Consider the following 22,632-nt stretch of genomic DNA (forward strand, 5'->3'; position numbering starts at 1 on the left):
TCGGTCGCCGGCCCGGTTCTCCTCCTCCACCTGTTTTCGAGACATCCGAGAAAAAGGAGACGTGCATGTATCAGATGAACCGGCGTCAGGCGATGGTCGCGATGGGCACCTTCGCCGTCCTGGCCGGCTGCGGCAGTGACGACGACGCCAAGAAGCCGTCCGACAACCTGGCGGCCAATCGGGAGGGCGCGATGCCCGGTTATGGGGCCGGCGCCCAGTTCAAGGCCGCCGCGCCGCTGTCGTTCACCATGCTGTACAACAACCACCCGTTCTACCCGATCAAGAACGACTGGCTGTTCTGGTCCGAGCTCGGCAAACGGACCAACGTGACCCTCCAGCCGAGCGTGGTGCCGCTCAGCGACTACGAGAACAAGCGCAGCCTGGTGATCGGCGCGGGTGACGCCCCGCTCATCATCCCCAAGACCTACCCCGCCCAGGAGACCCCCTTCGTCGCCTCCGGCGCAATCCTGCCGGTCAGCGACTACCTCGACCTGATGCCGAACTTCACCGAGAAGGTCGCCAAGTGGAACCTTCAGGCCGACCTGGACACGATCCGGCAGGAGGACGGCCGCTTCTACCTGCTGCCCGGCCTGCACCAGGACCACTGGGTGGACTACTCCCTGGCGGTCCGCGTCGACATCCTGGACAAGCACGGGCTCGCCATCCCGCAGACGTGGGAGGAGTTACGCACCGTGCTGAAGGCGCTGAAGGCGGAGTATCCCGGCTCCTACCCCTTCTCCGACCGCTGGGGAACCCTCACGCCCGGCGCCAACCTGCTGAACATCGTCGGCATCTCCTACGGCGCCCCCGGCGGCTGGGGCTACGGGGAGGGGGTGGTGTGGGAGCCCACCACCCAGAAGTTCGCCTTCACCGGCGCCACGGAGCCCTACCGGCAGATGCTGGAGTATCTGCACACGCTGGTGCAGGAGAAGCTGCTCGACCCGGAGAGCTTCACCCAGACCGACGACCTGGCGATCCAGAAGCTGGTGTCGGGTAAGTCCTTCGTGATCGGTTCGAATGCCCAGACGCTGGTCAACGAGTATCGGCCGCCGCTGGAGAAGGCCAACCCCGACGCCAGGCTCGTCAAGATCCCCCTGCCCGTCGGCCCGCTGGGGCCGATCAAGTACGGGGCGGGCAACACCCGTCTGGAGAACGGCGTCATGATCTCCAAGAAGGCCCGCGACAGCAAGAACTTCGTCGCGATGATGCAGTTCATCGACTGGTTGTGGTACTCCGACGCAGGTCAGGCGTTCGCCAAGTGGGGGGTGGAGGGGGCCACCCACACCAAGGACGCGTCCGGGAAGTACAAGCTCGCCTCCGACGTCGACTTCGTCGGGCTCAACCCCAAGGCGCCCAAGCACCTGCAAAAGGACTTCGGTTTCTCCAACGGGATCTTCGCCTACGGCGGGCCCACCGAGTTGTTGCAGTCGACCTTCTCGGAGGAGGAGATCGCGTTCCAGAAGGAGATGAACTCCCGCAAGCCGCTGCCGGTGCCGCCCCCGCACCCGCTCACCGACGAGGAGCGCGAGCAGGTGACGCTGTGGCAGACGCCGCTGAAGGACCACGTCACCCAGAACACGCTCAGGTTCATCCTCGGCAAACGCGATCTCGGCGAGTGGGGCGCCTACGTCAAGGAACTCGAGGCCAACAACATGACCTCCCTGGTCAACATGATGAACGGCGCCTACGAGCGGTTCAAGCAAAAGCACGGTTGACATCCCCCCTCCGGGAAGGAAGGGGGCTCTCACGGTCACCCGCGGGAATTCCTGCTTCACCGCCAGCCGCCCACCAGGAGAAAACTTCCCCTTTGAGGTCTTACGCCGGCTTTACAGGCGTTTCACCTCCCCGCCGGCCCGGCGGCGAGGGCCTCGCATCACGCATATGGCGGCTTGGTTGTCGCCACCGCCGAAAACCTTGCCGAATCCGTACGGCACCGCGCCGCGTTTCCTCCTCATCCTGAAGGACGAGGTTTCCACGCTGGAGATATTCGATGACCGACACGACGGCCGGAATCCGGTTCGGCGAAGGACCTCTCGCGCGTGCCTGCGCGCTCGTCTACACCCTGCTGGTGGTCGAGCTGCTGTTCCTGCTCACCACCGTGCCCGGCCTGATCGGGCTCGTCCTGCTCGGCCGTGACGCCACCAACATCCCGCTGGCCGCGCTCTGCCTGATCCCGGCCGGCCCGGCGCTCTCGGCCGCGCTGTACGCGCTGCACCACCGCCGCCTGGACCTCACCGACCTCCATCCCGGGGCGGCGTTCTGGCGCGGCTACCGGGCCAACCTCCGCGGGGTCGCCAAGCTCTGGATCCCGTGGCTGCTGTGGCTGGCCGTCATCGGGTCGAACCTCGCCACCACCGGCGTCCCGGGATGGTGGGCCGTGCTGTCGGTCCTCATCGCCGTGGCGGCGACCCTCTGGATCGCCAACGTGCTGGTGATCACCTCCCTGTTCGCGTTCCGCGCGCGGGACGTCGCCCGCCTGGCCGTGTACTTCCTCACCCGTTCCCCCCGGGCCTCACTGGGCAACGCCTGCCTGCTGGTCCTGGCGGCAGGTCTCACGCTGATCGCCTCCGAGGTGCTGCCGGTGCTGCTGGCCTCGGTGTTCGCGTCGATGCTCCTGCTGAACAGCCGCACGGTGATCGCCGAGGTGCGGGAGAGATTCACGGCCTGAGACCCATCGAGGACGGGCGGCCACACCGCGCGCGGGGAACGCCCCGTGCCCATGGTGGCCGCCTCTCCCGCGCCTGACGGTGCCGCGTCACCGTCACCTGCTCGATCTGAGTCGTACGCGACCCATGACCCGGTGTTCCTATGCTGTGCGGGCTCGACATGATCGGCCTGCCCATGGCCCGCTCGGCCTTGACGCCTTGACGCCTTGACGCCTTGACGCCTTGCGCGTTCATCGCGAGGGCGCCGAGCGACAGCAGCGGGAACGGCCGGGGAACGGCCGGGCCTCGGGGGATCCGGGAGCTTTTCCCGGCGGGCGGCTCTCGCTTTGCCCAACGGGGCGTGTGTCCTCTACCTGCTTGTTACCGGCGGCCTCCTAGCGTCCTGATCATGACGATGAGAGTTCTTCTCGCATCCCTGGCGGCCGGGGCAGTGACCCTGCCGGCACCGGCCGGAGCCCCGGCCGCCGCCGCTGTCGAGGACCTGACGATCCGCTCGGTGACCCTGCGCCCCGCGACCCCCGTGGTCGGGCCCGCCGACTCCGTACGCATGGTGATAGAGGTGGTGGCCCGGGGCGTCAGCGGCCCCGAGGGGGTGAGGATCAACGTCGAGCCCGGCGCGCCTCCCGCCTCGGCGGGCACGTCCTTCCCCGTCACCGCGCCCCGCCGCGGGACGCCCGCCCGGCCGGGACCCGGGCGGGGGCCCGCCCTCGCGCCCGGATCGGCACCCGGCCCGGTCGTGGCCGCCCGCCTCGCTCCCGGCGCGGCCGTGGCGACGGCGGGGAAGATCGTCTCCAGGCCGGGGGAGGGCTGGGTGACCTGGCGGTTCGCCCCGGAGAAGAGCCTGAGCCGCTGGTATCCGGCAGGACCCTGGACGGTCTCCGTGACCGCCAGGGGCGCGGACGGCGCCGAGGTCACCGGGCACACGGGCTTCCTGCTGAAGCGCCTGACCAGGTTCGGCGGGGTGGAGGCGGTCCGGGGGAGCTCGGGCGTGCGGGTGACGGGGGTGCTGAACCGGGTCGACCCGCAGGGAGACCTCGACTACGCGCCCTTCCCCGGCCAGCCCGTCGAGATCCTGCACCGGCCGGGGGAGAAGGCCGGATGGACGAGGGTGGCCGGCGCCACGACCGACTCCCGGGGACGTTTCGCCCGGACCGTGGGCGATCGCACGGGCGGTGAGTGGCGGATCCGCTTCCAGGGCACGAACCACTACGCCCCCAGGCTGGGCATCGTCCACAAGGTCTCGCGCTAGACGTGTCCCCTGGCTCGGCCGGCCGGGTCGAGACGGAGGACCGGGTGGCCGGCGAGATCGGATCAGGCCAGGCCAGGGACGTGCCAGGGACGTGCCAGGACATGCGAGGACACGTGCCAGGTCAGGCCAGGGCGTGCACCGCCGCGCCGAACAGGGAGGGCAGCCGCCGGGCGGCCGGGACGATCAGCCGCCCCGCCGGCCGGTACCGCCGGGTGCCCACCAGCGCCCCGGTGAGCAGCCGGTGCCGCCGGGACAGCCGCAGCCAGGCGGCCTCGTACGACCCGGGGGTACCGGCCCGCAGGCAGTCCACCAGCAGCCGCGCGGACGTCAGCGCGAGCGACACCCCCTCCCCGGTGAGCGCGTCGACGTAGCCGGCCGCGTCGCCGACCAGCAGCACCCGCCCGGCCACCCGGGCGCGCACCCGCTGGCGCAGCGGTCCCGCCCCGCGCACCGGGGTCGCCGCCGGTCCCTCCAGCCGCTCCAGGAGCGCGGGAAAGTCCGCCAGGTGCTCCGGGTAGCCGCGCCGCCGCGAGCTCAGCACGGCGACGCCCACCAGGTTCTCGCCCACCGGCGTCACGTACGCCTCGCCGTCCGCCGCCCAGTGGACCTCGACGAAGTCCGTCCACGGCGCGACCGGGTAGTGCCGCCGCAGCCCGTACCTGCGCGGCCCGCGTCCCGGCAGCTCCAGCCCGAGCAGGGCGCGCAGCGGGGAGTGCAGGCCGTCCGCGGCCACCAGCCAGCGGGCGCGCAGCCCCGCCGCCTCGACCCCGTCGCCGTCCTGCCGCACGCCGTCCACCTTGCCGGGCACGACCTCCACGCCCAGCTCCCGCGCCCGCCGGGCCAGCGCGGCGTGCAGCGCGGTCCGCCGCACACCCAGGCCAGGCCCGTCGCGGAACGCCGCCTCCACCGCGTACCGGCGGTCCAGGTAGCGGATGCCGCGCAGCGGCCTGCCCTCGACCCGCACCCCCAGCGACCTCAGGGCGGCGGTGCCGCTGGGCATCAGCCCCTCGCCGCACGCCTTGTCCACCGGTACGGCCCTGGGCTCGACGACGACCGCCTCCATCCCGGCCAGTGTGGCGTGGATGGCGGTGGCCAGACCCGCCGGCCCACCGCCCGCGATCAGGACGTCGATCACGCCGGCGCCCTGCCGGTGGACGGTGGCGCGTCCCTCGGAGGCGCGTCCCCCGGAGGCGCGGTGGCGAGCGGCACGTCCTGCGGCGGCGCGGTTCCCGCCGTCCCGGCGGCCGGCGGCGTCGTGGCGAGCGAGGCCAGGGCGTCGTTCTCGCAGCGGATCCGCACCACCATCAGCGCGGCGTTGAGCACGGTGAACACCAGCGCGGTGACCCACGCGGTGTGCACCAGAGGCAGCGCCGCCCCCTCGACGGCCACCGCGACGTAGTTGGGGTGGCGCAGCCACCGCAGCCGGTAGGGGCCGCGCTCCACCAGCGGCAGGCCGGGCACGACGATGACCTGGGTGTTCCACTGCGGGCCCAGCGCGGTGATGCACCACCAGCGCAGACCCTGCGCGGCGACCACCAGGACGAGCATCGGCCAGCCGAGCGCGGGCACGAAGGGCCGGTCGGCCAGGCCCGCCTCGAACAGGCATCCGGCGAGCAGGCCGGTGTGCAGGGCGACCATCCACGGGTAGTGGCCCTGCCCGGACAGCACCCCGCCGCGCGCCATGCTCCAGCGCGCGTTGCGGCGCGCGACGACCAGCTCGGCGACGCGCTCCAGGCCGACGAGCAGCACGAGCAGCAGGTACCAGGACGACAGATGCCAGGACATCGGGCTCCTACCAGCGCAGCAGTACGAGTTCGGAGCAGAAGCCCGGCCCCATCGCGAGGAGGAGTCCCGGCGTGCCCGGCGGTGGTGGCCGCAGGGCGAGCGTATCCCGCAGGACGTGCAGGACGGAGGACGAGGACAGGTTCCCGATCGCGGCGAGCGAGCGCCAGGTGAGGTCCAGCGCGCCCTCGGGAAGCCGCAACGTCTCCGCCACCGCCTCCAGGACCTTCGGGCCGCCCGGATGGCAGACCCACGCCGTCACGTCCTCGACCCTCAGGCCGTGGTCACCGAGGAAGCCGTGCACGTCGTCCGCCAGGTAGGTGCGCACCACCTCGGGGACGCTCGCGTCGAGCACCACGCGGAAGCCGGTGTCGCCGACGTGCCAGCCCATCACGTGCTCGGACTCCGGATACAGGTGGCTGCGCGAGGCCACCACCGCCGGCCCGGTCATCGTGACCGGCGGCTCCGGGAGCTCGTACGTTCCCGCCGGTTCGGAGGGCGGCCGGTGCGTCACGGGCGCGCCGGTCGCGGGGGAGGACCTCGCGAACCCCGCGGGCGCCGGAGACGAAGGGGACGCGGAGGCTCCGGAGAGGGGGAGCCGGTGGTGCGCGGCGGGCGCGCTGTTCGGCGGGGAGGAGCCCGCGGGTCCCGCGGGCCGTGTGGTCGCGGACGCGCCGTTCGCCCCGGCGGCGGCGCGGGAGGTCGCGGAGGATCCGGTACGCCGTGGCCGCCATTCGTCGCCGCAGGCCACCACGGCCGTCGCCCCGTCGCCGAACAGGGCGCTCGCGACCATGTTGGCGATGGAGGCGTCACCGCGCTGCAGGGTGAGGGAGCACAGCTCGACCGAGAGCAGCACCGCGAGATGGTCCGGCCAGCCGCGCAGGTAGTCATGGAGGCGGGCGATCCCGGCCGCCCCCGCGACACAGCCCAGGCCGAAGACCGGTACCCGCTTGACGTCCGGGCGCAGCCCGAGCCGCCCGGCCAGCCTGGCGTCCACCGAGGGCGCCGCGACACCGGTCACCGAGGTGAAGAGGATCATGTCCACGTCCTCGGGAAGGACCCCCGCGTCCCGCAGCGCACCGCCCACCGCCTCGGCGCCCAGCTCCACGGCCGTCTCCACGAAGGCGTCGTTGGCCGCGCCGAAGCCGTCCAGCTTGGCGTACCGGTCGAGCGGCAGCGTCAGGTGCCGTGACTCCACCCGCGCGGAGGCGTGCAGCCTGTCGAGCAACAGGCGGCTGGCACCCTTGGGAAGGCACGCTCGCGCGAACGCGTCGGTGATCTCTGCCTGGGAGTGGCGGTTCGTCGGGAGTGCGCCGCGGACAGCGACGATTCGCGTCATCTGGTAACTCCCGGCTCGCGAACAGCGGACAACTCCCTTTTGCCCACCTGCGCGTGTGGCATGCGTCACGAAGCCCTCCGTGCCCGTCTTCCGCGGGGTTCCGGTCCGCGGGAGAGCCGCGCTCCTGCTCCGGCTCCTGCTCCGGCTCTCGCTCCGGCTGCGCGAGGTGGCGGGCCGGGACGGGGGAAGGGAACGGCCCTTGAGAGTGCCCGCGCTCCGTGAGGTTCCCGCCTACGATCGATCCGTGACGAGGAGTCGGCCATCGCGCCTGGGCCCCGGGCCGTCGCTCCGGGCCGTACGGGGATTACTGCTGGCCTGTCACCCGGGACCGACCGTGGCGGTCACCGCCCTGGTGACCGCGCTGGCCGTCGCGAGCGGGCGCGACGCGGCCGGGTGCGCCCTGGTGGCCGCGGCCGTGCTGGCGGGACAGCTCTCGATCGGCTGGTGCAACGACGCGGTGGACGCCGCGCGGGACGCCGCCGCGGGCCGCACCGGCAAGCCCGTCGCCTCCGGAGCGGTGGGCGTCCGTACGGTGTGGGTCGCCGCGCTCTCAGCGCTGGCGCTGTGCGTGCCGCTCTCGCTGGCCTCCGGTCCCGCCGCCGGTGCCGTCCACCTGGCAGGCGTCGCCGCGGCGTGGGCCTACGACCTCGGGCTCAAGGCGACCGCGCTGTCCTGGCTGCCGTACGCGGTGGGGTTCGGCTCGCTGCCGGGGTTCGTGACCCTGGGCCTGCCGGGACACCCGTGGCCCGCCTGGTGGGCGGTGACGGCCGCGGCGCTGCTCGGCTGCGGGGCGCACCTGGCCAACGTGCTTCCCGACATCCCCGCGGACCTCGCGGGCGGGGTCCGCGGCTGGCCGCAGCGGCTCGGCACCGCCCGCGTCCGTCTCCTGATCCCGCTGCCCCTGCTGGCCGCGACGGCCCTGCTCGTCCTCGGGCCCCCGGAGCCGCCGGGCGCGGGAAGCTGGGCCGCCCTGGCGGCGGCGGGGGTCTTCACCGCCGGAGGGCTGGCACTGGGCCGGGGCTCGTCGCGCGTCCCCTTCGCGATGGCGATCGCCGTCGCCGCGGTCGACGTCGCCCTGCTCCTCGCCCGCGGCACCGCCATCACCGCGCCCTGACCGGCCGCCCGCGTCTCAGCGAGACGTCGCGGACGCCGCGGGTACCGGCTCGTCCCAGGAGATCCGGTGGTCGTGTATCCAGGCCAGCGCGTTCCTCCTGTCCACCTGCCGCATGATGGCGGGGAGCGTGAGGTCGCGGAGGAGGGCGCGGACGGCTCCGGGGGCCTTGCCGCTTCCGCTGCGCCTGCCGTGCGCCACGATCCGCTCCACCCGGCCCCGCCGTAGCCTCTCGAACGCGGCGAACGCGTCGAGGGTGCCGGGGACGTCACGCAGGCACTTGGCCAGCACCACCGCGTCCTCGATCGCCATGGACGCCCCCTGGCCCGACGAGGGCGAGGCCGCGTGCGCGGCGTCGCCCAGGATCACCATGCGCTCGTTGAACCACTTCGGCACGGTCGGGAGGTCGTAGGTGTTCCATCCGGCAGGGATGCGGTCGGTCGCGCGGATGATGTCGAGCATCGGCCCGGTGTCGTCCCTGAACAGCTCCGTCAGCGTGGCGCGCCACCGTTCCGGGGTGACCGCCGCGAGCTCCTCCGGAGCCGGCTCCCTCGGGCTCGGCGGGTTGGCGAACCACCACACCTGGCCGTCCGGATGGACCAGGTAGCCGAAGAAGGCCCTCCTGCCGAAGATGAAGTGGTTCGTTCCCGGCTCGCCCGGCACCTCCACGCCGTCCGCGAAACCGCCCGTGTTCAGCAGCCCGACGTGCCGGGCGCGCGGCGCGCCGGGGTCGATGACCGTGCGCGTGCGCGAGCGGAGCCCGTCGGCGCCGACCAGGAGGTCGCCCTCGGCCGTGCCGCCGTCGGCGAAGACCGCACGCACCCCGTCCGCGGTGATCGAGGCGTCGGTGAGGCGCTTGCCGTAGTGGATCCGCACCCCGCGCCGTACGGCCTCGTCGCGCAGCGCCAGGTGGAGGTCGGCGCGCTTCAGCGTCCGGCTGGGCTGCCGGGTGGAGGCGAGCGGCCTGCCCCGGCTGTTGAGCATAAGCATCCGCGAGGAGTCCATGCCCAGGTCGTGGACGAGATCGTGCAGGTCGAGGAGGCGCAGGGCCTCGATCCCGTTGACCGCGAGCGTGAGGAAGACGCCCACGCCCTCCGACCCGCGGTCGTACGCCTCGAAGACCTCGCAGTCCACGCCCGCGCGCCGCAGGGCCATGGCCGTTACCGGACCCGCGATGCCCCCGCCGATGATCAATGCTTTCTTGGTCATAAGATGACTATATATAAAATGACTATTACCTGGCGAGTCCTACGATGTCCGTCATGTCTACGAGGCGGTCTCCCCTGGCCATGGCGTTGCTCTCGCTGGTCGCCGAGGCGCCGATGCACGCGTACCGGATGCAGCGGCTGATCAAGGAGCGGCACAAGGACGACGTGGTCAACGTCGCGCAGCGCAACAGCGTGTACCAGACCATCGACCGGCTGCTGCGCGACGGGCTCATCGCGGTCAGGGAGACCTCGCGCGAGGAGAACCGCCCGGAGCGGACCGTCTACGAGCCCACCGAGGCGGGCCGCGACACGCTGCGGCAGTGGATGCGGACGATGCTCTCCGCGCGGGCCCGCGAGTTCCCCGAGTTCCCCGCCGCGCTCGCCTTCATGGTCGTGCTGCCGCCCGAGGAGGTCCGTGCCGCGCTCGAGGAGCGCCTGACCTCGCTGGAGACGCGGCTGTCGGAGCTGGACACCGACCTGACCGAGGGCGGGAGATTCCTGCCCCGCGTCTTCCTGGTGGAGTCCGAGTACCAGCGGGCCGTGCTCAAGGCCGAGCTCGACTACGTCCGCGGCCTCGCCGGCGACCTGCGCGCGGGCCTGCTCGGCTGGGACTACCGCCTCTGAGGTCCACCGGCGTCCACCAGGCCGGGCCGCCGCGGGCGCCCCGGCATCGTGACACTCACCCGGACGGTCCGCCGATGCCCGGACCGCCGCCCCGCGGCACTCCCGGCCCCGTCGGGAGGGCGCGAGCGCGGCCGGGTGAACTCCGCCCGGATCCTCGCGGGCGCCCCTGTTCTGGCCACAAAAGGCCATCCCGTTGCCACCGGGGAAACGCGGTGGAAGTGTCATGGTTCCTCCGGAAAAGTAATTGGGAGATCACCATGAGTCAGACCACGCACGCGACCCCGAAGCAGACACGGATGGCGGCCGTACAGGCGGCGATCACCAAGACGAAGATGGCCACGGCCAAGCTGTGGAACCCCTGGCCGCAGCTGCTGGACGACGACGTCGTCATCAAGAAGCTGCAAATCGCGGCCGGTGGTGGGAACGTTCCAGAAATCATTCCCGACGGGCAGCAGTTCTCCGACCTCAAGCCCGTGCGCCTGCCGGCGATCGGCAAGGAGGCGGGGCTCGGCGGGCCGGTGACCCAGGCCACGTTCGCCGAGGCCCGCGAGAAGCTCAAGAGCGGGTACGTCGCGACCGGGCGGGCCAACTACCGCGGGCTCACCGGCGCCAACTGCACGCTCTTCGCCTGTTGCGTCATCGGGATGCTCGCCGACCAGCCCAAGCTGCTCGGCTCGGGCGTCAAGGTGGAGCTGGTCAACTTCCGCGACACCACCGGGGGCGCCGGGCACGCCTACGTCGTCGTGGGACGCGCCGAGGGCGATGTGGGCGACATCAGGACCTACGGCCCCGACTGCTTCTTCGTCGACCAGTGGTACGCCCGCCACAAGAGCGGCACGCCTGGCGTCCAGGGGGTCAAGGACGCCGTTCCGGGTGAGCCTCCCAACCCCTTCTGGGACCTCGATTTCTACGCCTTCATGAGCGACGAGACCTCCCCCGTCGTGAAGCTCACCTTCACCAGCGACGAACTGTCCAAGCTCGGGCTCTGAGCCCTCCCGGCGCGCCCCGCCGTCTCCCTCGCCGGTCGCCGACGGCGGGCGCGCCGGCACCCTTGCTTAGTCCAACTTACTAAGTTTTACTGAATAGATGGGACGTCGAACACAGGACCTCGGGCGCTTCACCGATGTGGCACTGCTCGTGCTCATCAGCCTCGCCGAGGGCGACAAACACGGTTACCGGATGATCCAGGACATCGAGGGGTTCTCCGGGACGGCTCTGGAGCCCGGCACCCTCTACGGGGCGCTCATGCGCCTGGAGAAGCGCGACTGGATCGAGCAGGTCGCCTCCGGCGAGCGACGCAAGCCGTACCGGCTCACGGAGAGCGGCAGGGGCGCGCTCACCGAGCAGCTCGCGACGCTGCGCCGGATCGAGCGGACGGGCGCCAGGCGCGCGGGGGTCGCCTGGGGGTCGTCATGATGCGGGCGCTGGCCGTCGGAGTGCTGCGGCTCTATCCCATGGCGTGGCGCAGGCGCTACGAGGAGGAGGTCCGCGAGCTGATCGAGGCGCGCCCGGTGCGGCTTCGCACGGTGGCCGATCTCCTCGCGGGCGCGTTCGACGCCCGGATCAACCGTGACCTGATCCCAGGAGGCTCCGCCGTGCGAACTCCGCCCGCCGCCGTACTGATCGTCGGCGGCATCGCGCTCACCTACCTCTGGAACCCCGGCATCCGGCAGGTGGCCAGCCTGGAGGCCACGTGGTCGCACGCTCTGGAGCACGGGCCGGTCGCGGAGCCGCTGGCCGTCGTGAGCACCACGGTGTTCACGACGGCACCGATGATCGCCGTGCTCGCGATGCTCCCGCTGCTGGTGAACGCGGTGAGGGTGATCAGACGCAGCGAGCTTTCCGCCCCCTTCGAGGTGATCGCCTTCGCGCCCCTGTGCCTGGTTCCAGCGGCACTGTTCGGCTGGCTGTACGTGAGCATGGTGTTCCTGGACTTCGGGTTTCCGATGGGAGTGTTCGGCAACGCCATGACCGGCGGCTTCTTCGTGCCGATGATGCTCGCCTTCCTCCTGGCGCTGCCTTCGAAGGCGGCCGGGGATCCCATGCTCGCCCCCGGCGTCCGTGCCGCCGGCCGGTTGCTCGCCGTCGCCGCCGGAGCCACCGCCCTGGCCTGGCTGCCGATCGCCGTCCTGATGCTCATGGGTGCCGAGGGGGTCACGGCCTCCTTCGCGGCAGCGGTGGCGGCGAGCGCGGCGGTCAGCGTGGCGATGTCGGCTTTCATCGCCGGGCGGGCCCTCGGCCACGGCCGTCAGGCGGTCCGGCACCTCGCCCACGCCTGACGGGGAAGCGCGTCCGGCCGCCCCGCTGTCCCGCGTAACGCCGCGACTCGATGGTCGTCGAGTCGCGAGGTGGCCGGCGGTTCCGGCCTTGTCGATCGCGTTCGGGATGTGACCCGGAGCGATCTCCTGCCGCCACGACGTCGCTCCAGGCGACAGGTTCGCGCCGGCCGCCTGGGCCGGCCTCGCGACACCGTGATCTCAGTCATCGGGCCTGAGAGGTCCTGCGGAGGTCGGGGCGTTTCTCGGCGACGATGCGAGCCAGCTCGGCACGGGACGCGATGTCGAGTTTGCCGAACATCCGGCGAAGGTGGGTGGACACCGTGTGGGGGGAGAGGAACATCCGCTCGGCGGCCTGGCGGTTGGTCATACCTCGGGCGACCAGGTCGGCCACCGCGCGTTCAGTGTCGGTGAGGCTGTCCCATCCGAAAGACGGCCGCTGGGACCGGGCCCAGTGGCGGCGCCGTACACCCAGTGCCCGCAGCCGGGCTCGCACCCGGGCCACGTCCCAGAGCGCACCGATGCGCTCGTAGCCGTCGAGCGCCTCATCCAGGCACTCGACGGCCTTCACCGAGGCATCGGCGCCGGAATCGGTGGCCCACAGGACGCCGAGGTCTTCGGCGACCAAGGCGCGTGCCCACGGTTCGGGCTGATCGGCGGCGGCGGTCAACGCGCCGGGGTCCTGATGGAAAATGCCGCGGGCGTGGGCGAACGTGGTGGCGAAGATGGGGAAGTCCGGGTTGTTTCTGGCCAGGTACTCGGCCGTGTCAACGATGGCCTGCGCGTACGGACGGTTCGCCGCGGCCAGCGCCAGCCGGGTCATCCAGGCGGCCGTGAGAGGCGTCGTGAGGAGTGCCCAGCGCCGCTCCTCCTCGTCGGTGTAGATCGTGTGAAGGATGTCGATCGCCCGTCCGGGATCACCTTGGGCCTCGGCCACCGCCGCCATCACCCACCTTTCCCACACCGATCCGAACAACATCTCGGGCGCGGCGTGGACGGACTGGAAGCGTTCGATGTGCCCGACCGCGGCGTCGATGTCGCCCCGCCGCAGGGCAAGGACAGCGAGTATGGACAGCCCGACGCGGATGAACCCGTGTGTGCCCAGCTCTTCGGCGATCGTTTTCCCGGCTTGGGCCTCGGCGGCGGCGTCGTCAAGTCGACCGACGCCCAGATTCAGAACGGAGCGGAACAGCGCGGGTTGTGCGGCGAGCACGGTCAGCCCGAGGTCGTTGATCTCCTCCTCCGCGGCCTGGATGGCGATGTCGGCCGCATCGAACTGACGCACGGCTCTGTAGTGGAGGCTCAGTATCAGGCGCGTGTACGGGCGCTGGATGGCTTCGGCGGTGCCGCTGTCGGTGATGCGCAGGGCTTCGCAAAGACGCGCGAACGAGTCGGCGATCCGCCCATCGACCATCGCGAACCGGGCGAGCAGCAGGAGAGCTCCGACCACGGCGGCATCGGTGTGCCGCTCTCGATCGGCCAGAACGGCTTCCGCCTGTTTCCGTCCTTTCTGGAAGTCGTTCAGCCAGGTAAGCCCCCAGAACATCGTCCATTCGGCGATGCCGCGAAGGTCCTCGGGCAGGTCTTTTCTGGCGAGCAGGCTTTCGGCCTCGGATACCGCATCCGCCGGTCGGCCGCTCAGCAGCAGGATGTGCGCCAGCGCGCATCGCAGGCGAGGCGCGTGGCAGGCCGGGGCCCTGCCCAGCGCGGCACGGGCAAGATCGGCCGCCTCGGACAGCCGTCCGATGACCGTCAGGGCGTCGACCGCGGTGGTGGCGCGACCGAACCAGCCGGGGTCGGTGGAGCCGCTGAGTTCCAGCGCCCGCAGGGCGAGGTCGGCGGCGGTCTGAGGTGAGGACCGCAGCACCTCCCGTGCCGCCTGGTCCAGTCCAAGGAGTGCGGACGTATCACCGCGGCCGGCGCTGTGAATGAGGTGCGCGGCGGCGGGAACGGCCGACCCGCCTCGGTTGAGCAGCATCTCTGCCGCGTCGTGGTGCAGGGCCCGGCGTACGGGGGCGGGGATGGTTCCGATCACCGCCTGCCACAGCAGATCGTGCCGGAAGGCGAGCTCGTCCCCGGCGGGTTCGACGATGCCGGCCGCCATCGCCTCCTCCAGCATCGGCAACAGGCCACTGGTCGATTCGCCGAATATCTCGGTCAGATCTCTCACCGAGAATGAACGGCCCAGGATTCCGGCGCCCTGCAGCATGTGCCTGGTCGGTGCGGACAGCTCCTCCAGACGTTCCTGGGTGATCGCCTGAGCACACGGCAGTCGTGCCGAGATCATCCGTGCGTGACCGTCGGCGATCCGGAAGACGCACTCGCTTTTGAGTTTCTCCAGAAGATCGACGAGCAGGAAGGGATTGCCGTCCGCGATGTCGGCCAGGGCCAGCACGTCCGGTTCGGGCGCTGCCCCGAGGACGTCGGTGACGACGTCGGCCACTGCTCGCTCGTCCAGCGCCTCCAACGTGATCCGGCTCGCGCCGTCACGTTCCAGTACGTCGAACAGACAGTTGAGGCGGGGGCCATCGCCGCTGCCGCTGGTGCGGGTCAGCATCCATACGAGCGGGTAGGAGGCGAGGTCTCTGGTCATCGACCGCAGCGCCAGCAGGGTTATCGGGTCGGCCCACTGCAGGTCGTCCAAGGTGAGGAGCAGCGGTTTTTGAGCCACCCGCTGCTCCAGGGGGCCTTGTAGTCGCTCCACCAGCAGCAGTCGCTGATCGGCCGGACCGGAGACGGTCATGTGATCGTCTGCGGGAAGCGCACAGCCGGATTGTCCGAGCGCCGATGTCAGCGGGGCCAGCGGTATCAGCTGGGTCAGCTCGTCCGCCGTGCCCTGGGCGATCTCCAACCCCGCCCTCGCCGCCGCGGTGACGGCCATGTCGAGCAGACGGCTCTTTCCGACGCCCGACCGGCCCTCGACCAGTATGATCCCGCCCCGGCCGATCTTGGCCGCCTGCAGCAACCCGACGACGAGCCGCCACTCCCGCGCGCGGCCACGCCAACCAGGCCACGACGACTGATGGAGATCGGGCTCATCAGCAGTTTCACGGTCACGGCGGGATGAATGCCCCATAGGCCCATGAACCACCCAGATGTCAGCCGTGTCAAGTACGGGGCCGGAGGGGGCCCGCGATGTTCCCCGGCCTCCGTAACGTCACTTAGCGAAGAAAGCCGTTGCCCGCTCAAGCGCGCAAGGTCTTCACCCGGCTTCGTCCTTCCCGCGCTTCTCGTCGTGCGACATGGCCGCGAGGGCGAACACCTGACCTTGGACGTCCGTAAAACAGGGGCCAAGCCCACTCCAACCGAGCTCCAAACCGATGGTCGCACGCGCGGAGCGCAGAGGTACAAACATGCATAAATGTGCGATACGGCGGCCTTTGGTCGAAGGCCAAGCTCATACCGTTCACTCATTCCCGGTGAAGTGGCGCGAAAAGGATCCCCTCGGCTGAGGAGCGTAAGGGAGTGACGGCGGTGGCGACCCGCCGGTAGCGGCTCCCGGTCCCCTCGGAACTCCGGCATCCCCCTCGAATCTGTTTTTCAGAAGGATGGTAATGGCGGACCCGTACGACAACTGGATGATACTCATGTGGCCCCTGATCACCCTGCTCACGTGGATGGTGATCGCCACGGGCCTTGTGCGTCTGCTGACCGACAGATCATGGGGGCGGCGGGCCGATCTCCCGTCCCCGGAGACGTCGCTCTTCAGGAAGCCCACGTGCGGGGAGACCGGTGATGACGACCATTGGCGTCGCGGGGCGAAGGATCCGCCTCACCGTCTGCCGAAGCCCTGCTGTTCGCCTCGTGCGCCTTCTGCGATCGACCCCGCCGACCGGCCCCGCACCCGTTCCCCGCAGGCGGGTGACGACCCTGTTCAGGAGCGGTCGCCCGGTCCAACAGGTCGCACGAGTATAAGCGGGCGTCACCTGCGCCTGCCGCTTGTAGGCCGGAGGTGGAAGTCGGCTCGTACGAGGTCACTGACACGGGCCATCCGACGCGGGCCGGGATCGGTCCGGGGACAGATCACCCTGCTGACCACCGCCGTGACCGTCCTCACCCTCCTCACCCTCCTCGTCGCGGGGGCGGGGATGTACTCGATGGACCACGCACGCACCGCCCGAGGGCAGGAAGCCCCTCAGCGGGCCGTGCCCGCTGCCGATGAGACCGGCTCCGGAACGGCACCCGGCCGGTTGCGATCGCGTGCCGCCGACCTCGGCCGGACCCGGACCGTGGCGCGGGGCCACCATCCGGCCGCCTCACCGGCCGCCGCCCTGGGGCCGCTCCCCGGCCAGGCGAGCCGATGGTCCCTGCGCCACCGCGAGCCGCGGTTGTCGGCGTCCGGATCCAGCGGCTCGGCCGCCTCGCCGGTTCGCGCCGCGGGGCCGCGGGCCGCGGGTTTCCTGTCGCCGGACTCCCGTCACCTGATCCTGGTGATCGAGGCTGTCGCGCTGATCTCCCTGGCCACGTACGCCACCTGGAAGGTGACCGGCCGGGTGTTGCGCCCTGTGGACGTGGTGCGCTCCGAACTGGCAGTGATCGACTTCGGCGACCTGCGCACGCGCATCTCCGAACCGGCCAACGCGCGAGAGGTGGCCCGTCTGTGCCGGACGATCAACAATGCGCTGCAGCGCCTGAACGAGGGCAAGGAGGAGCTTCAGGAGTTGGAACGCTCCCATCGGCGGTTCGCCTCGGACGTCTCCCACGAGCTGCGTACTCCCATAGCCGGACTGCGCGCGCAGCTGGAGGAGGCGCAACAGGATCTCGGCGGGGTTCGGCTTCCTGACCTGGTCGAAACGATGTTGGGCCAGGTGGAGCGGCTCCAGGCGATCACCGATGACCTGCTGTTCCTGGCCCGCGTGGGGACCGGCGCGGCCGCCGAACAACAGCACCTGGATCTCGCGGCACTCGTCCGGGCCGAGGTTTCCCGACGGTCGGATCAGCGTCCGGTACAGCTCCACCTCGCGTCCGGCAGCATCGTCAACGCGGTGCCCATCCAGATCGGCCGGCTGCTCGCCAACCTGCTGGACAACGCCCAAAGGCACTGCACGCACCAGGTATGCGTCGATGTGCACGCCGTTCACGCCGTGGTCGAGCTCGCGGTCAGCGACGACGGGCCGGGAATCGCGCTCGGCGACAGGGAGCGTGTGTTCCACCGTCTCACCCGGCTGGACGACGCCCGCCGGCTCGATCACAACGGCACCGGCCTCGGCCTCGCCATCGCCCGTGACATCGCCCACGCGCATCACGGAACCCTGAACGTCGAGGAGAGCACCACCGGCGGTGCGTGCTTCGTCCTCCGGCTGCCCCGGGTCCCATCCGTGAACGGGGGGGCGTCATGAGGTTTGAACGCCGCACGATCAGAGGCCGCCTGGCGCTGTTCACCGGCGTGGCGGTGGGTTCGCTGTGCGTCGTGTTCTCCATCGTCCTGTTGTTCGTCATCAACAGGACGGCCACCGGCGAACTCACCAAGGAGGTGACCGCTGTGGGGGAGCTGGCCGCCTACTACGTCGACCATGGAAAACTCGTCGATCCACTTCCGCCCATCCCGCAGAACCTGATCCGCCCCATCCAGGTGGTCGATCCCCAAGGAAGGGTGGTCGCGGCGACCAGAGATCTGCGGAACCAGCCGGCCATGGCGCGTTTCACCCCGAAGTCCCCTCACCGGGTGGCCAGCGCCGTCATCTGCCACTCCGTCTTCGCGTCAGGCCGTTGCCACATCGTCGTCGCGCAGCAGGTGTTCCGCAACGGGGACTGGACCATTTACAGTGCCGCGCCGACGCCGCCGTTCGCCGTCTATCCGGGTGTGACGGCCCTGCTGGTCGCGGGGACGGTCATCTTCACGATCGCGGTGGCCTGCGGGGCGCGGCACACCGTCACCCGCTCGCTGAAACCCGTGGACGCCATCCGGGCCCAGCTCGACCACATCCAGAGCACCGACCTCGGCCGTCGGGTCCCGGTCCCCGCGGCCAAGGACGAGATCCACCGGCTGGCCCGCAGCGTCAACCAGACACTTGACCGGCTGGAGGGCGTGCTGGAGCAGCAACGACGGTTCTGCTCCGACGCCTCCCACGAGCTGCGCAGCCCGATCACCGCCATCCGCGCCCAGATGGAGGTCGCCCTCATGGCGCCGCAGGACGTCGACCCGGCCGAGTTGTGCAACGCCGTGCTCCCGAGCGTGGAACGGCTTCAGTCGATCGCCGCCGACCTGCTGACGCTCACCCGCCTGGACGCGGGCGTACCGTACGAGCGACGAATCGTGGATCTCGCCGAGCTCGTCACCACGGAACTGAAGGGCCACAAGCCGAGCAGGAAGATCGTCCAGCACCTGGCAAAGGGCGTGACGGTCAGCGGTGACCGGGTGCGGCTGGGCCAGTTGATCGGCAATCTGGTCCAGAACGCCCAGCGACACGCCTCCTCCACGGTCACGATCACTGTACGACGCGCGGACGGCGACCCACGACTCCCGGAGAAGGCCGCGGAACTGGAGGTGCTCGACGACGGTGCGGGAGTCGCCGCCGACCAGCGAGAGACGGTGTTCCAGCGGTTCACCCGGCTGGACACCGCCCGGAGCAGGGACGCGGGAGGTGTCGGACTCGGTCTCCCCATCGCCCGGCAGATCGCCGAGAGCCACGGCGGCACGCTCACCATCCAGGACAGTGCCCAGGGTGCGCGCTTCGTCGTCCGCCTCCCGCTGTCCCCGTGACGCTCGTCCAGGGCCGTCGACGGCCCTGGACGGTTGCGGGCGCCGAGGCGGCTTCGGGGCACGGGAGGCGCGGGCTCAGCCCTTGTAGTTGAACACCTGGCGCAGCGTGTGCTGGATCGCGACCAGGTCCTTCTGGTCCGCCATCACCTGGTCGATCGGCTTGTAGGCCTGCGGGTGCTCGTCCACCAGGGCGGCGGCGCGGTCCGCGTTCCAGGTGCGGCCGCGCATCGCCTCGGTGAGGGACGTGGCGGTGAGCTCCCGCTTCGCCCGGGTGCGCGACATCCTGCGGCCGGCTCCGTGGGAGCAGGAGTTGTACGACATCGGGTTGCCGAGCCCGCGCACGATGTACGAGCGCGTGCCCATCGAGCCCGGGATCACGCCCTCGTCGCCCGTGTCGGCCTTGATGGCTCCCTTGCGGGTGATCCACAGATCCTTGCCGTCGTGCGTCTCCCGCTGGGTGAAGTTGTGGTGGCAGTTGATCGTCCGGAGCCGCTGCCCCTTGCCGGCGACCCGGAACAGGGCATTGCTCAGCACCTTGTCCATCCGGGCGCGCGAGGCCATGGCATAGGCCTGCGACCACAGCATGTCCTCGATGTAGGCGGTGAACTCCGGAGTGTTCTGCACCAGGTAGGCCAGGTCCGGGTCCTCCAGGCCGATCGCCTGCCTCTTCATCATCTTCTTGGCGTCGACGATGTGCTTGGTGGCGAGCAGGTTGCCGATGCCGCGCGAGCCCGAGTGCAGCACCGTCCAGACCCGGTCACGCTCGTCGAGGCAGACCTCGACGAAGTGGTTGCCGGATCCGAGGGTGCCGAACTGCAGCGACACCTTCTTCTCCTGCTGAGGGGTCAGGCCGGTGTGCGGGCGGCCGAGGTCGCTGAGCGCGCGGTCCATGGACGGGTCGTCGTGGCCCTTGCCGACGCCGGCCGGGATCCGCCTCTCCACCAGCGGCATCAGGGCATCGAGGGTGTCCGGGAGGTCGGCGGCGGTGAGCGTGGTCTCGGTCGCGACCATGCCGCAGCCGATGTCGACGCCGACGGCGGCCGGGATGATCGCCCCTTCGGTCGGGATCACCGATCCGACCGTCGCGCCGATGCCGATGTGCGCGTCGGGCATGAGAGCGACGTGTCCGGAGACGAACGGCAGGCGGGCGGCGCGCGCGGCCTGCATGATCGTACTCTCGTCGATCTCGCTGGCCCACGACACCAGGTTCGGTGCGGGCTGGTTCGGCATCATGATCTCCTTGGTTGCGAGATCCAGTTTGCCCACGTTCCGCATGAGATCCCACTCATTTTATCGGGCGTCGTAGGTCGTGACCGCTCGGCGTGCCCCGCGGGTACGAGGACATCCGGCCGGTCGTGGCGACGCGGGCCGGCCCGGTCGGGACCGCCGCCCATCCGCGGCAACCGATCCGTGTCAGGGGGCGGGCCGATCGGGCCGGGGCGTACGAGGTCATCTCATCAGGAATCAACCATCTCGTGGTGATGTTGAAACGTTAAGGGCCTGCTTTAGGGCCGGGCGGGGGGCTGGCCGTAGGCTGGCCCCCTGTCCCAACAGGTGATCGACTGGGAGGTGGCGTCCCGTGTTGCAGGACTCGTTCGGTCGCGTTGCGACTGATCTGCGGGTGTCCCTCACTGATCGCTGCAACCTGCGCTGCTCCTACTGCATGCCACCCGAGGGCCTCGAATGGTTGCCGAAGCCCGAGCTGCTGACCGCCGACGAGATCGTCCGGCTGGTCACCATCGGGGTGGAACGGCTCGGTATCACCGAGGTCCGCTACACCGGCGGCGAGCCCCTGCTCCGCCGCGAGCTCATCGACATCGTGACCCGCACCACCGCGCTCGACCCCGTCCCGCAGGTCTCGCTGACCACCAACGGGATCGGGCTGAGCCGGATGGCGGACGCCCTGGCCGCCGCCGGTCTGCACCGGGTCAACGTCTCCCTCGACACCCTCGATCGCGAGACCTTCAAGAAGCTCGCCCACCGCGACCGCCTGGCCGACGTCCTGGCCGGGCTGGAGGCGGCCGACGCCGCCGGACTGCGCCCTGTCAAGGTCAACACGGTGCTGATGCGCGGGATCAACGACCACGAGGCCGTGCCGCTGCTCCGCTACTGCCTTGAGCGGGGCTACGAGCTCCGGTTCATCGAGCAGATGCCACTGGACGCCCAGCACGGCTGGCGCCGGGAGAACATGATCACGGCTGATGAGATCCTCGCCATGCTCAAGGCCGACTTCGACCTGGTCGACGCCGACTCGGCGGAGCGCGGCAGCGCCCCGGCGGAGCTGTTCCTCGTCGAGGGCGGCCCGGCCAGGGTGGGGGTCATCGGCTCGGTCACCCGGCCGTTCTGCGGCGCGTGCGACCGGGTACGGCTCACCGCCGACGGCCAGATCCGCAACTGCCTGTTCGCCACCGACGAGTCCGACCTGAGGGCCGCGATGCGCGCCGGCGCCGGTGACGACGAGATCGCAGAGCGCTGGCGATCCGCGGTCCGGATCAAGAAGGCCGGTCACGGCATCGACGACCCGACCTTCCTGCAGCCGTCCCGCCCGATGTCCGCCATCGGCGGCTGACGTCCTCGCCCGGAGACCCGGAGGTGTCCGATGACCGCCCGCCACGACGCCTGCATCCTGGCGGGCGGTCTCGCGCGAAGGCTCGGCGGGCGGGACAAGCCCGGCCTGCACGTCTCCGGCCGCCCGCTGGTCGAGTCGGTGGCCGCCGCCGTGCCCGGCGCGGCACGGCTGATCGTCGTCGGGCCGCCCCGCCCCGGGCTGCCGCGCGCGATCTTCCGGCGTGAGGACCCGCCGGGAGGCGGCCCCGTCCCGGCGCTTCGTGCGGGTCTGGCCGAGGTGACCGCGCCGTGGGTGGCGCTGCTCGCCGCCGATCTCCCGTTCCTGACCGCCGAGCACGTGAACGCGCTGCTGGACGCCGCCGGGGCGGGGGACGGGCGGGACACGGCGCCGTACGCGGGAACGGGGCCCTCTCCGGGCGGGGCCGGGACGTGCGCCGGAGAGGCCGGCGGGCCCCGGGCCGGGGCGGTGCTCCTCGACGACGGCGGGCGCGAGCAGTGGCTCGCCGGGGTGTGGCACGCGCGGAGCCTGGCGCGGGCGCTCGCCCGCTACGAGGGGCGGTCGCTGCACGGGCTGCTCGCCCCGCTCGCCCCGGTCACGCTTCATCTCACCGGGCAGCCGTGGTTCGATTGCGACACCATGGACGATCTACAGCGGGCCCGGACGGTGGAGCCGGGCTCCGGCGGCGGAGGCGTGGGTCCCGGCGAGGGCCGCGAGAGCGGTGACGGCGCGGGACGGGCGCGACCGCGGACAAGGAGCGAGATGTGAACGTGCTGACGGAGTGGACCGCGCTGGTCTGCCGGGAGCTGGGCATCGATCCCGCGGTGATGGACCGCGACGAGGTGCTGGACCTGACCAAGGAGGTCGCGCACGGGGTGGCCAGGCCCGCCGCGCCGCTGACGGCCTATCTGCTCGGCCTGGCCCAGGGGGCGGGCACGGCGCCGCCGGACGTCGTGGAGCGGCTGACCACGCTGGCACGCAACTGGGAACAGGCGACGACCGAGACGCTGGGCGACAAATAATGCCAAAAGCCAAGGCGCTTTAATGTAAAAGTCTGAGAAAAGGGCGACGCCGGGTGGTTACGGGGGCAAACCACCCGGCGTCGCTT

At 70.9% G+C, this 22,632-nt stretch carries 19 protein-coding genes; 13 read left to right on the plus strand and 6 right to left on the minus strand.

The features are described from left to right. Nucleotides 1–65 precede the first annotated feature (65 nt). The 3 genes from ACTOQ1_RS10590 to ACTOQ1_RS10600 all read left to right on the plus strand — a co-directional run bounded on the left by ACTOQ1_RS10590 (nucleotide 66) and on the right by ACTOQ1_RS10600 (nucleotide 3,915). Nucleotides 66–1,715, plus strand: a complete 1,650-nt coding sequence (locus ACTOQ1_RS10590) for an ABC transporter substrate-binding protein (protein ID WP_440066087.1) — start codon at nucleotides 66–68, stop codon at nucleotides 1,713–1,715. Between the two features lie 275 nt (nucleotides 1,716–1,990). Continuing rightward, on the plus strand, nucleotides 1,991–2,668 hold the full coding sequence (locus tag ACTOQ1_RS10595; protein WP_440066088.1) for a DUF624 domain-containing protein: 678 nt from the start codon (nucleotides 1,991–1,993) through the stop codon (nucleotides 2,666–2,668). Between the two features lie 386 nt (nucleotides 2,669–3,054). Next, nucleotides 3,055–3,915 (plus strand): hypothetical protein, encoded by an 861-nt coding sequence (locus ACTOQ1_RS10600; RefSeq protein WP_440066089.1) that lies wholly within the window; start codon nucleotides 3,055–3,057, stop codon nucleotides 3,913–3,915. A gap of 121 nt (nucleotides 3,916–4,036) precedes the next feature. Here ACTOQ1_RS10600 and ACTOQ1_RS10605 read toward each other — a convergent pair whose 3' ends face one another. Genes ACTOQ1_RS10605 through ACTOQ1_RS10615 form a run of 3 tightly spaced genes read right to left on the minus strand, consistent with a single transcriptional unit; the run spans nucleotide 4,037 to nucleotide 7,036 of the window. After that, complete coding sequence (locus tag ACTOQ1_RS10605; protein WP_440066090.1) at nucleotides 4,037–5,050, minus strand: NAD(P)/FAD-dependent oxidoreductase; 1,014 nt, start codon at nucleotides 5,048–5,050, stop codon at nucleotides 4,037–4,039. Beyond that, the gene (locus ACTOQ1_RS10610) at nucleotides 5,047–5,700 is read right to left on the minus strand and encodes an isoprenylcysteine carboxyl methyltransferase family protein (protein ID WP_440066091.1); all 654 of its coding nucleotides are present in this window, start codon (nucleotides 5,698–5,700) and stop codon (nucleotides 5,047–5,049) included. The genes ACTOQ1_RS10605 and ACTOQ1_RS10610 overlap by 4 nt, the downstream gene beginning before the upstream one ends. A gap of 7 nt (nucleotides 5,701–5,707) precedes the next feature. Further along, nucleotides 5,708–7,036 (minus strand): type III polyketide synthase, encoded by a 1,329-nt coding sequence (locus ACTOQ1_RS10615; protein ID WP_440066092.1) that lies wholly within the window; start codon nucleotides 7,034–7,036, stop codon nucleotides 5,708–5,710. 244 nt (nucleotides 7,037–7,280) lie between these two features. On the opposite strand from ACTOQ1_RS10615, the gene ACTOQ1_RS10620 reads away from it, so the two are divergent. Then, nucleotides 7,281–8,150 carry a UbiA family prenyltransferase gene (locus tag ACTOQ1_RS10620; RefSeq protein WP_440066093.1) on the plus strand — a complete coding sequence of 290 codons (870 nt, stop codon included), beginning with the start codon at nucleotides 7,281–7,283 and terminating at the stop codon, nucleotides 8,148–8,150. A gap of 15 nt (nucleotides 8,151–8,165) precedes the next feature. On the opposite strand, the gene ACTOQ1_RS10625 is transcribed toward ACTOQ1_RS10620, so the two are convergent. Continuing rightward, nucleotides 8,166–9,356, minus strand: coding sequence for an FAD-dependent oxidoreductase (locus tag ACTOQ1_RS10625; RefSeq protein ID WP_440066094.1), 1,191 nt, complete (start codon nucleotides 9,354–9,356; stop codon nucleotides 8,166–8,168). Nucleotides 9,357–9,409: 53 nt separating this feature from the next. Between ACTOQ1_RS10625 and ACTOQ1_RS10630 the strand changes: the two genes are divergently transcribed. The 4 genes from ACTOQ1_RS10630 (at nucleotide 9,410) to ACTOQ1_RS10645 (ending at nucleotide 12,258) form a co-directional block, all read left to right on the plus strand. After that, nucleotides 9,410–9,979: a PadR family transcriptional regulator gene (locus tag ACTOQ1_RS10630; RefSeq protein ID WP_440066095.1), complete on the plus strand. Its 570-nt coding sequence runs from the start codon at nucleotides 9,410–9,412 to the stop codon at nucleotides 9,977–9,979. A gap of 257 nt (nucleotides 9,980–10,236) precedes the next feature. Beyond that, nucleotides 10,237–10,968 carry a hypothetical protein gene (locus ACTOQ1_RS10635; RefSeq protein WP_440066096.1) on the plus strand — a complete coding sequence of 244 codons (732 nt, stop codon included), beginning with the start codon at nucleotides 10,237–10,239 and terminating at the stop codon, nucleotides 10,966–10,968. 97 nt (nucleotides 10,969–11,065) lie between these two features. After that, nucleotides 11,066–11,395, plus strand: coding sequence for a PadR family transcriptional regulator (locus tag ACTOQ1_RS10640; protein ID WP_440066097.1), 330 nt, complete (start codon nucleotides 11,066–11,068; stop codon nucleotides 11,393–11,395). Then, entirely contained in the window at nucleotides 11,392–12,258 is an 867-nt protein-coding gene (locus ACTOQ1_RS10645; protein ID WP_440066098.1) for a hypothetical protein, read from the plus strand. Before ACTOQ1_RS10640 ends, ACTOQ1_RS10645 begins: the two co-directional genes overlap by 4 nt. 202 nt (nucleotides 12,259–12,460) lie before the next feature. On the opposite strand, the gene ACTOQ1_RS10650 is transcribed toward ACTOQ1_RS10645, so the two are convergent. Then, entirely contained in the window at nucleotides 12,461–15,331 is a 2,871-nt protein-coding gene (locus tag ACTOQ1_RS10650) for a helix-turn-helix transcriptional regulator (protein ID WP_440066099.1), read from the minus strand. Between the two features lie 1,354 nt (nucleotides 15,332–16,685). Between ACTOQ1_RS10650 and ACTOQ1_RS10655 the strand changes: the two genes are divergently transcribed. Continuing rightward, nucleotides 16,686–17,594 (plus strand): sensor histidine kinase, encoded by a 909-nt coding sequence (locus ACTOQ1_RS10655; RefSeq protein ID WP_440066100.1) that lies wholly within the window; start codon nucleotides 16,686–16,688, stop codon nucleotides 17,592–17,594. Then, complete coding sequence (locus tag ACTOQ1_RS10660) at nucleotides 17,591–18,958, plus strand: sensor histidine kinase (protein ID WP_440066101.1); 1,368 nt, start codon at nucleotides 17,591–17,593, stop codon at nucleotides 18,956–18,958. The genes ACTOQ1_RS10655 and ACTOQ1_RS10660 overlap by 4 nt, the downstream gene beginning before the upstream one ends. 75 nt (nucleotides 18,959–19,033) lie before the next feature. On the opposite strand, the gene ACTOQ1_RS10665 is transcribed toward ACTOQ1_RS10660, so the two are convergent. Next, nucleotides 19,034–20,224: an RtcB family protein gene (locus ACTOQ1_RS10665; RefSeq protein ID WP_440066102.1), complete on the minus strand. Its 1,191-nt coding sequence runs from the start codon at nucleotides 20,222–20,224 to the stop codon at nucleotides 19,034–19,036. Nucleotides 20,225–20,537: 313 nt separating this feature from the next. Between ACTOQ1_RS10665 and moaA the strand changes: the two genes are divergently transcribed. The 3 genes from moaA to ACTOQ1_RS10680 are packed head-to-tail and all read left to right on the plus strand — an operon-like array spanning nucleotide 20,538 to nucleotide 22,546. Then, nucleotides 20,538–21,527, plus strand: a complete 990-nt coding sequence (gene moaA / locus ACTOQ1_RS10670) for a GTP 3',8-cyclase MoaA (protein WP_440066103.1) — start codon at nucleotides 20,538–20,540, stop codon at nucleotides 21,525–21,527. A 30-nt stretch (nucleotides 21,528–21,557) separates the two neighbouring features. Continuing rightward, entirely contained in the window at nucleotides 21,558–22,292 is a 735-nt protein-coding gene (mobA, locus tag ACTOQ1_RS10675; RefSeq protein WP_440066104.1) for a molybdenum cofactor guanylyltransferase, read from the plus strand. Then, nucleotides 22,289–22,546, plus strand: a complete 258-nt coding sequence (locus ACTOQ1_RS10680; RefSeq protein ID WP_362685971.1) for a DUF6457 domain-containing protein — start codon at nucleotides 22,289–22,291, stop codon at nucleotides 22,544–22,546. The genes mobA and ACTOQ1_RS10680 overlap by 4 nt, the downstream gene beginning before the upstream one ends. The last annotated feature ends 86 nt before the right edge of the window (nucleotides 22,547–22,632 follow it).

The organism is Streptosporangium sp. OZ121 (assembly GCF_051918885.1).
In the GTDB taxonomy this organism is placed as follows: Bacteria; Actinomycetota; Actinomycetes; order Streptosporangiales; family Streptosporangiaceae; genus Streptosporangium.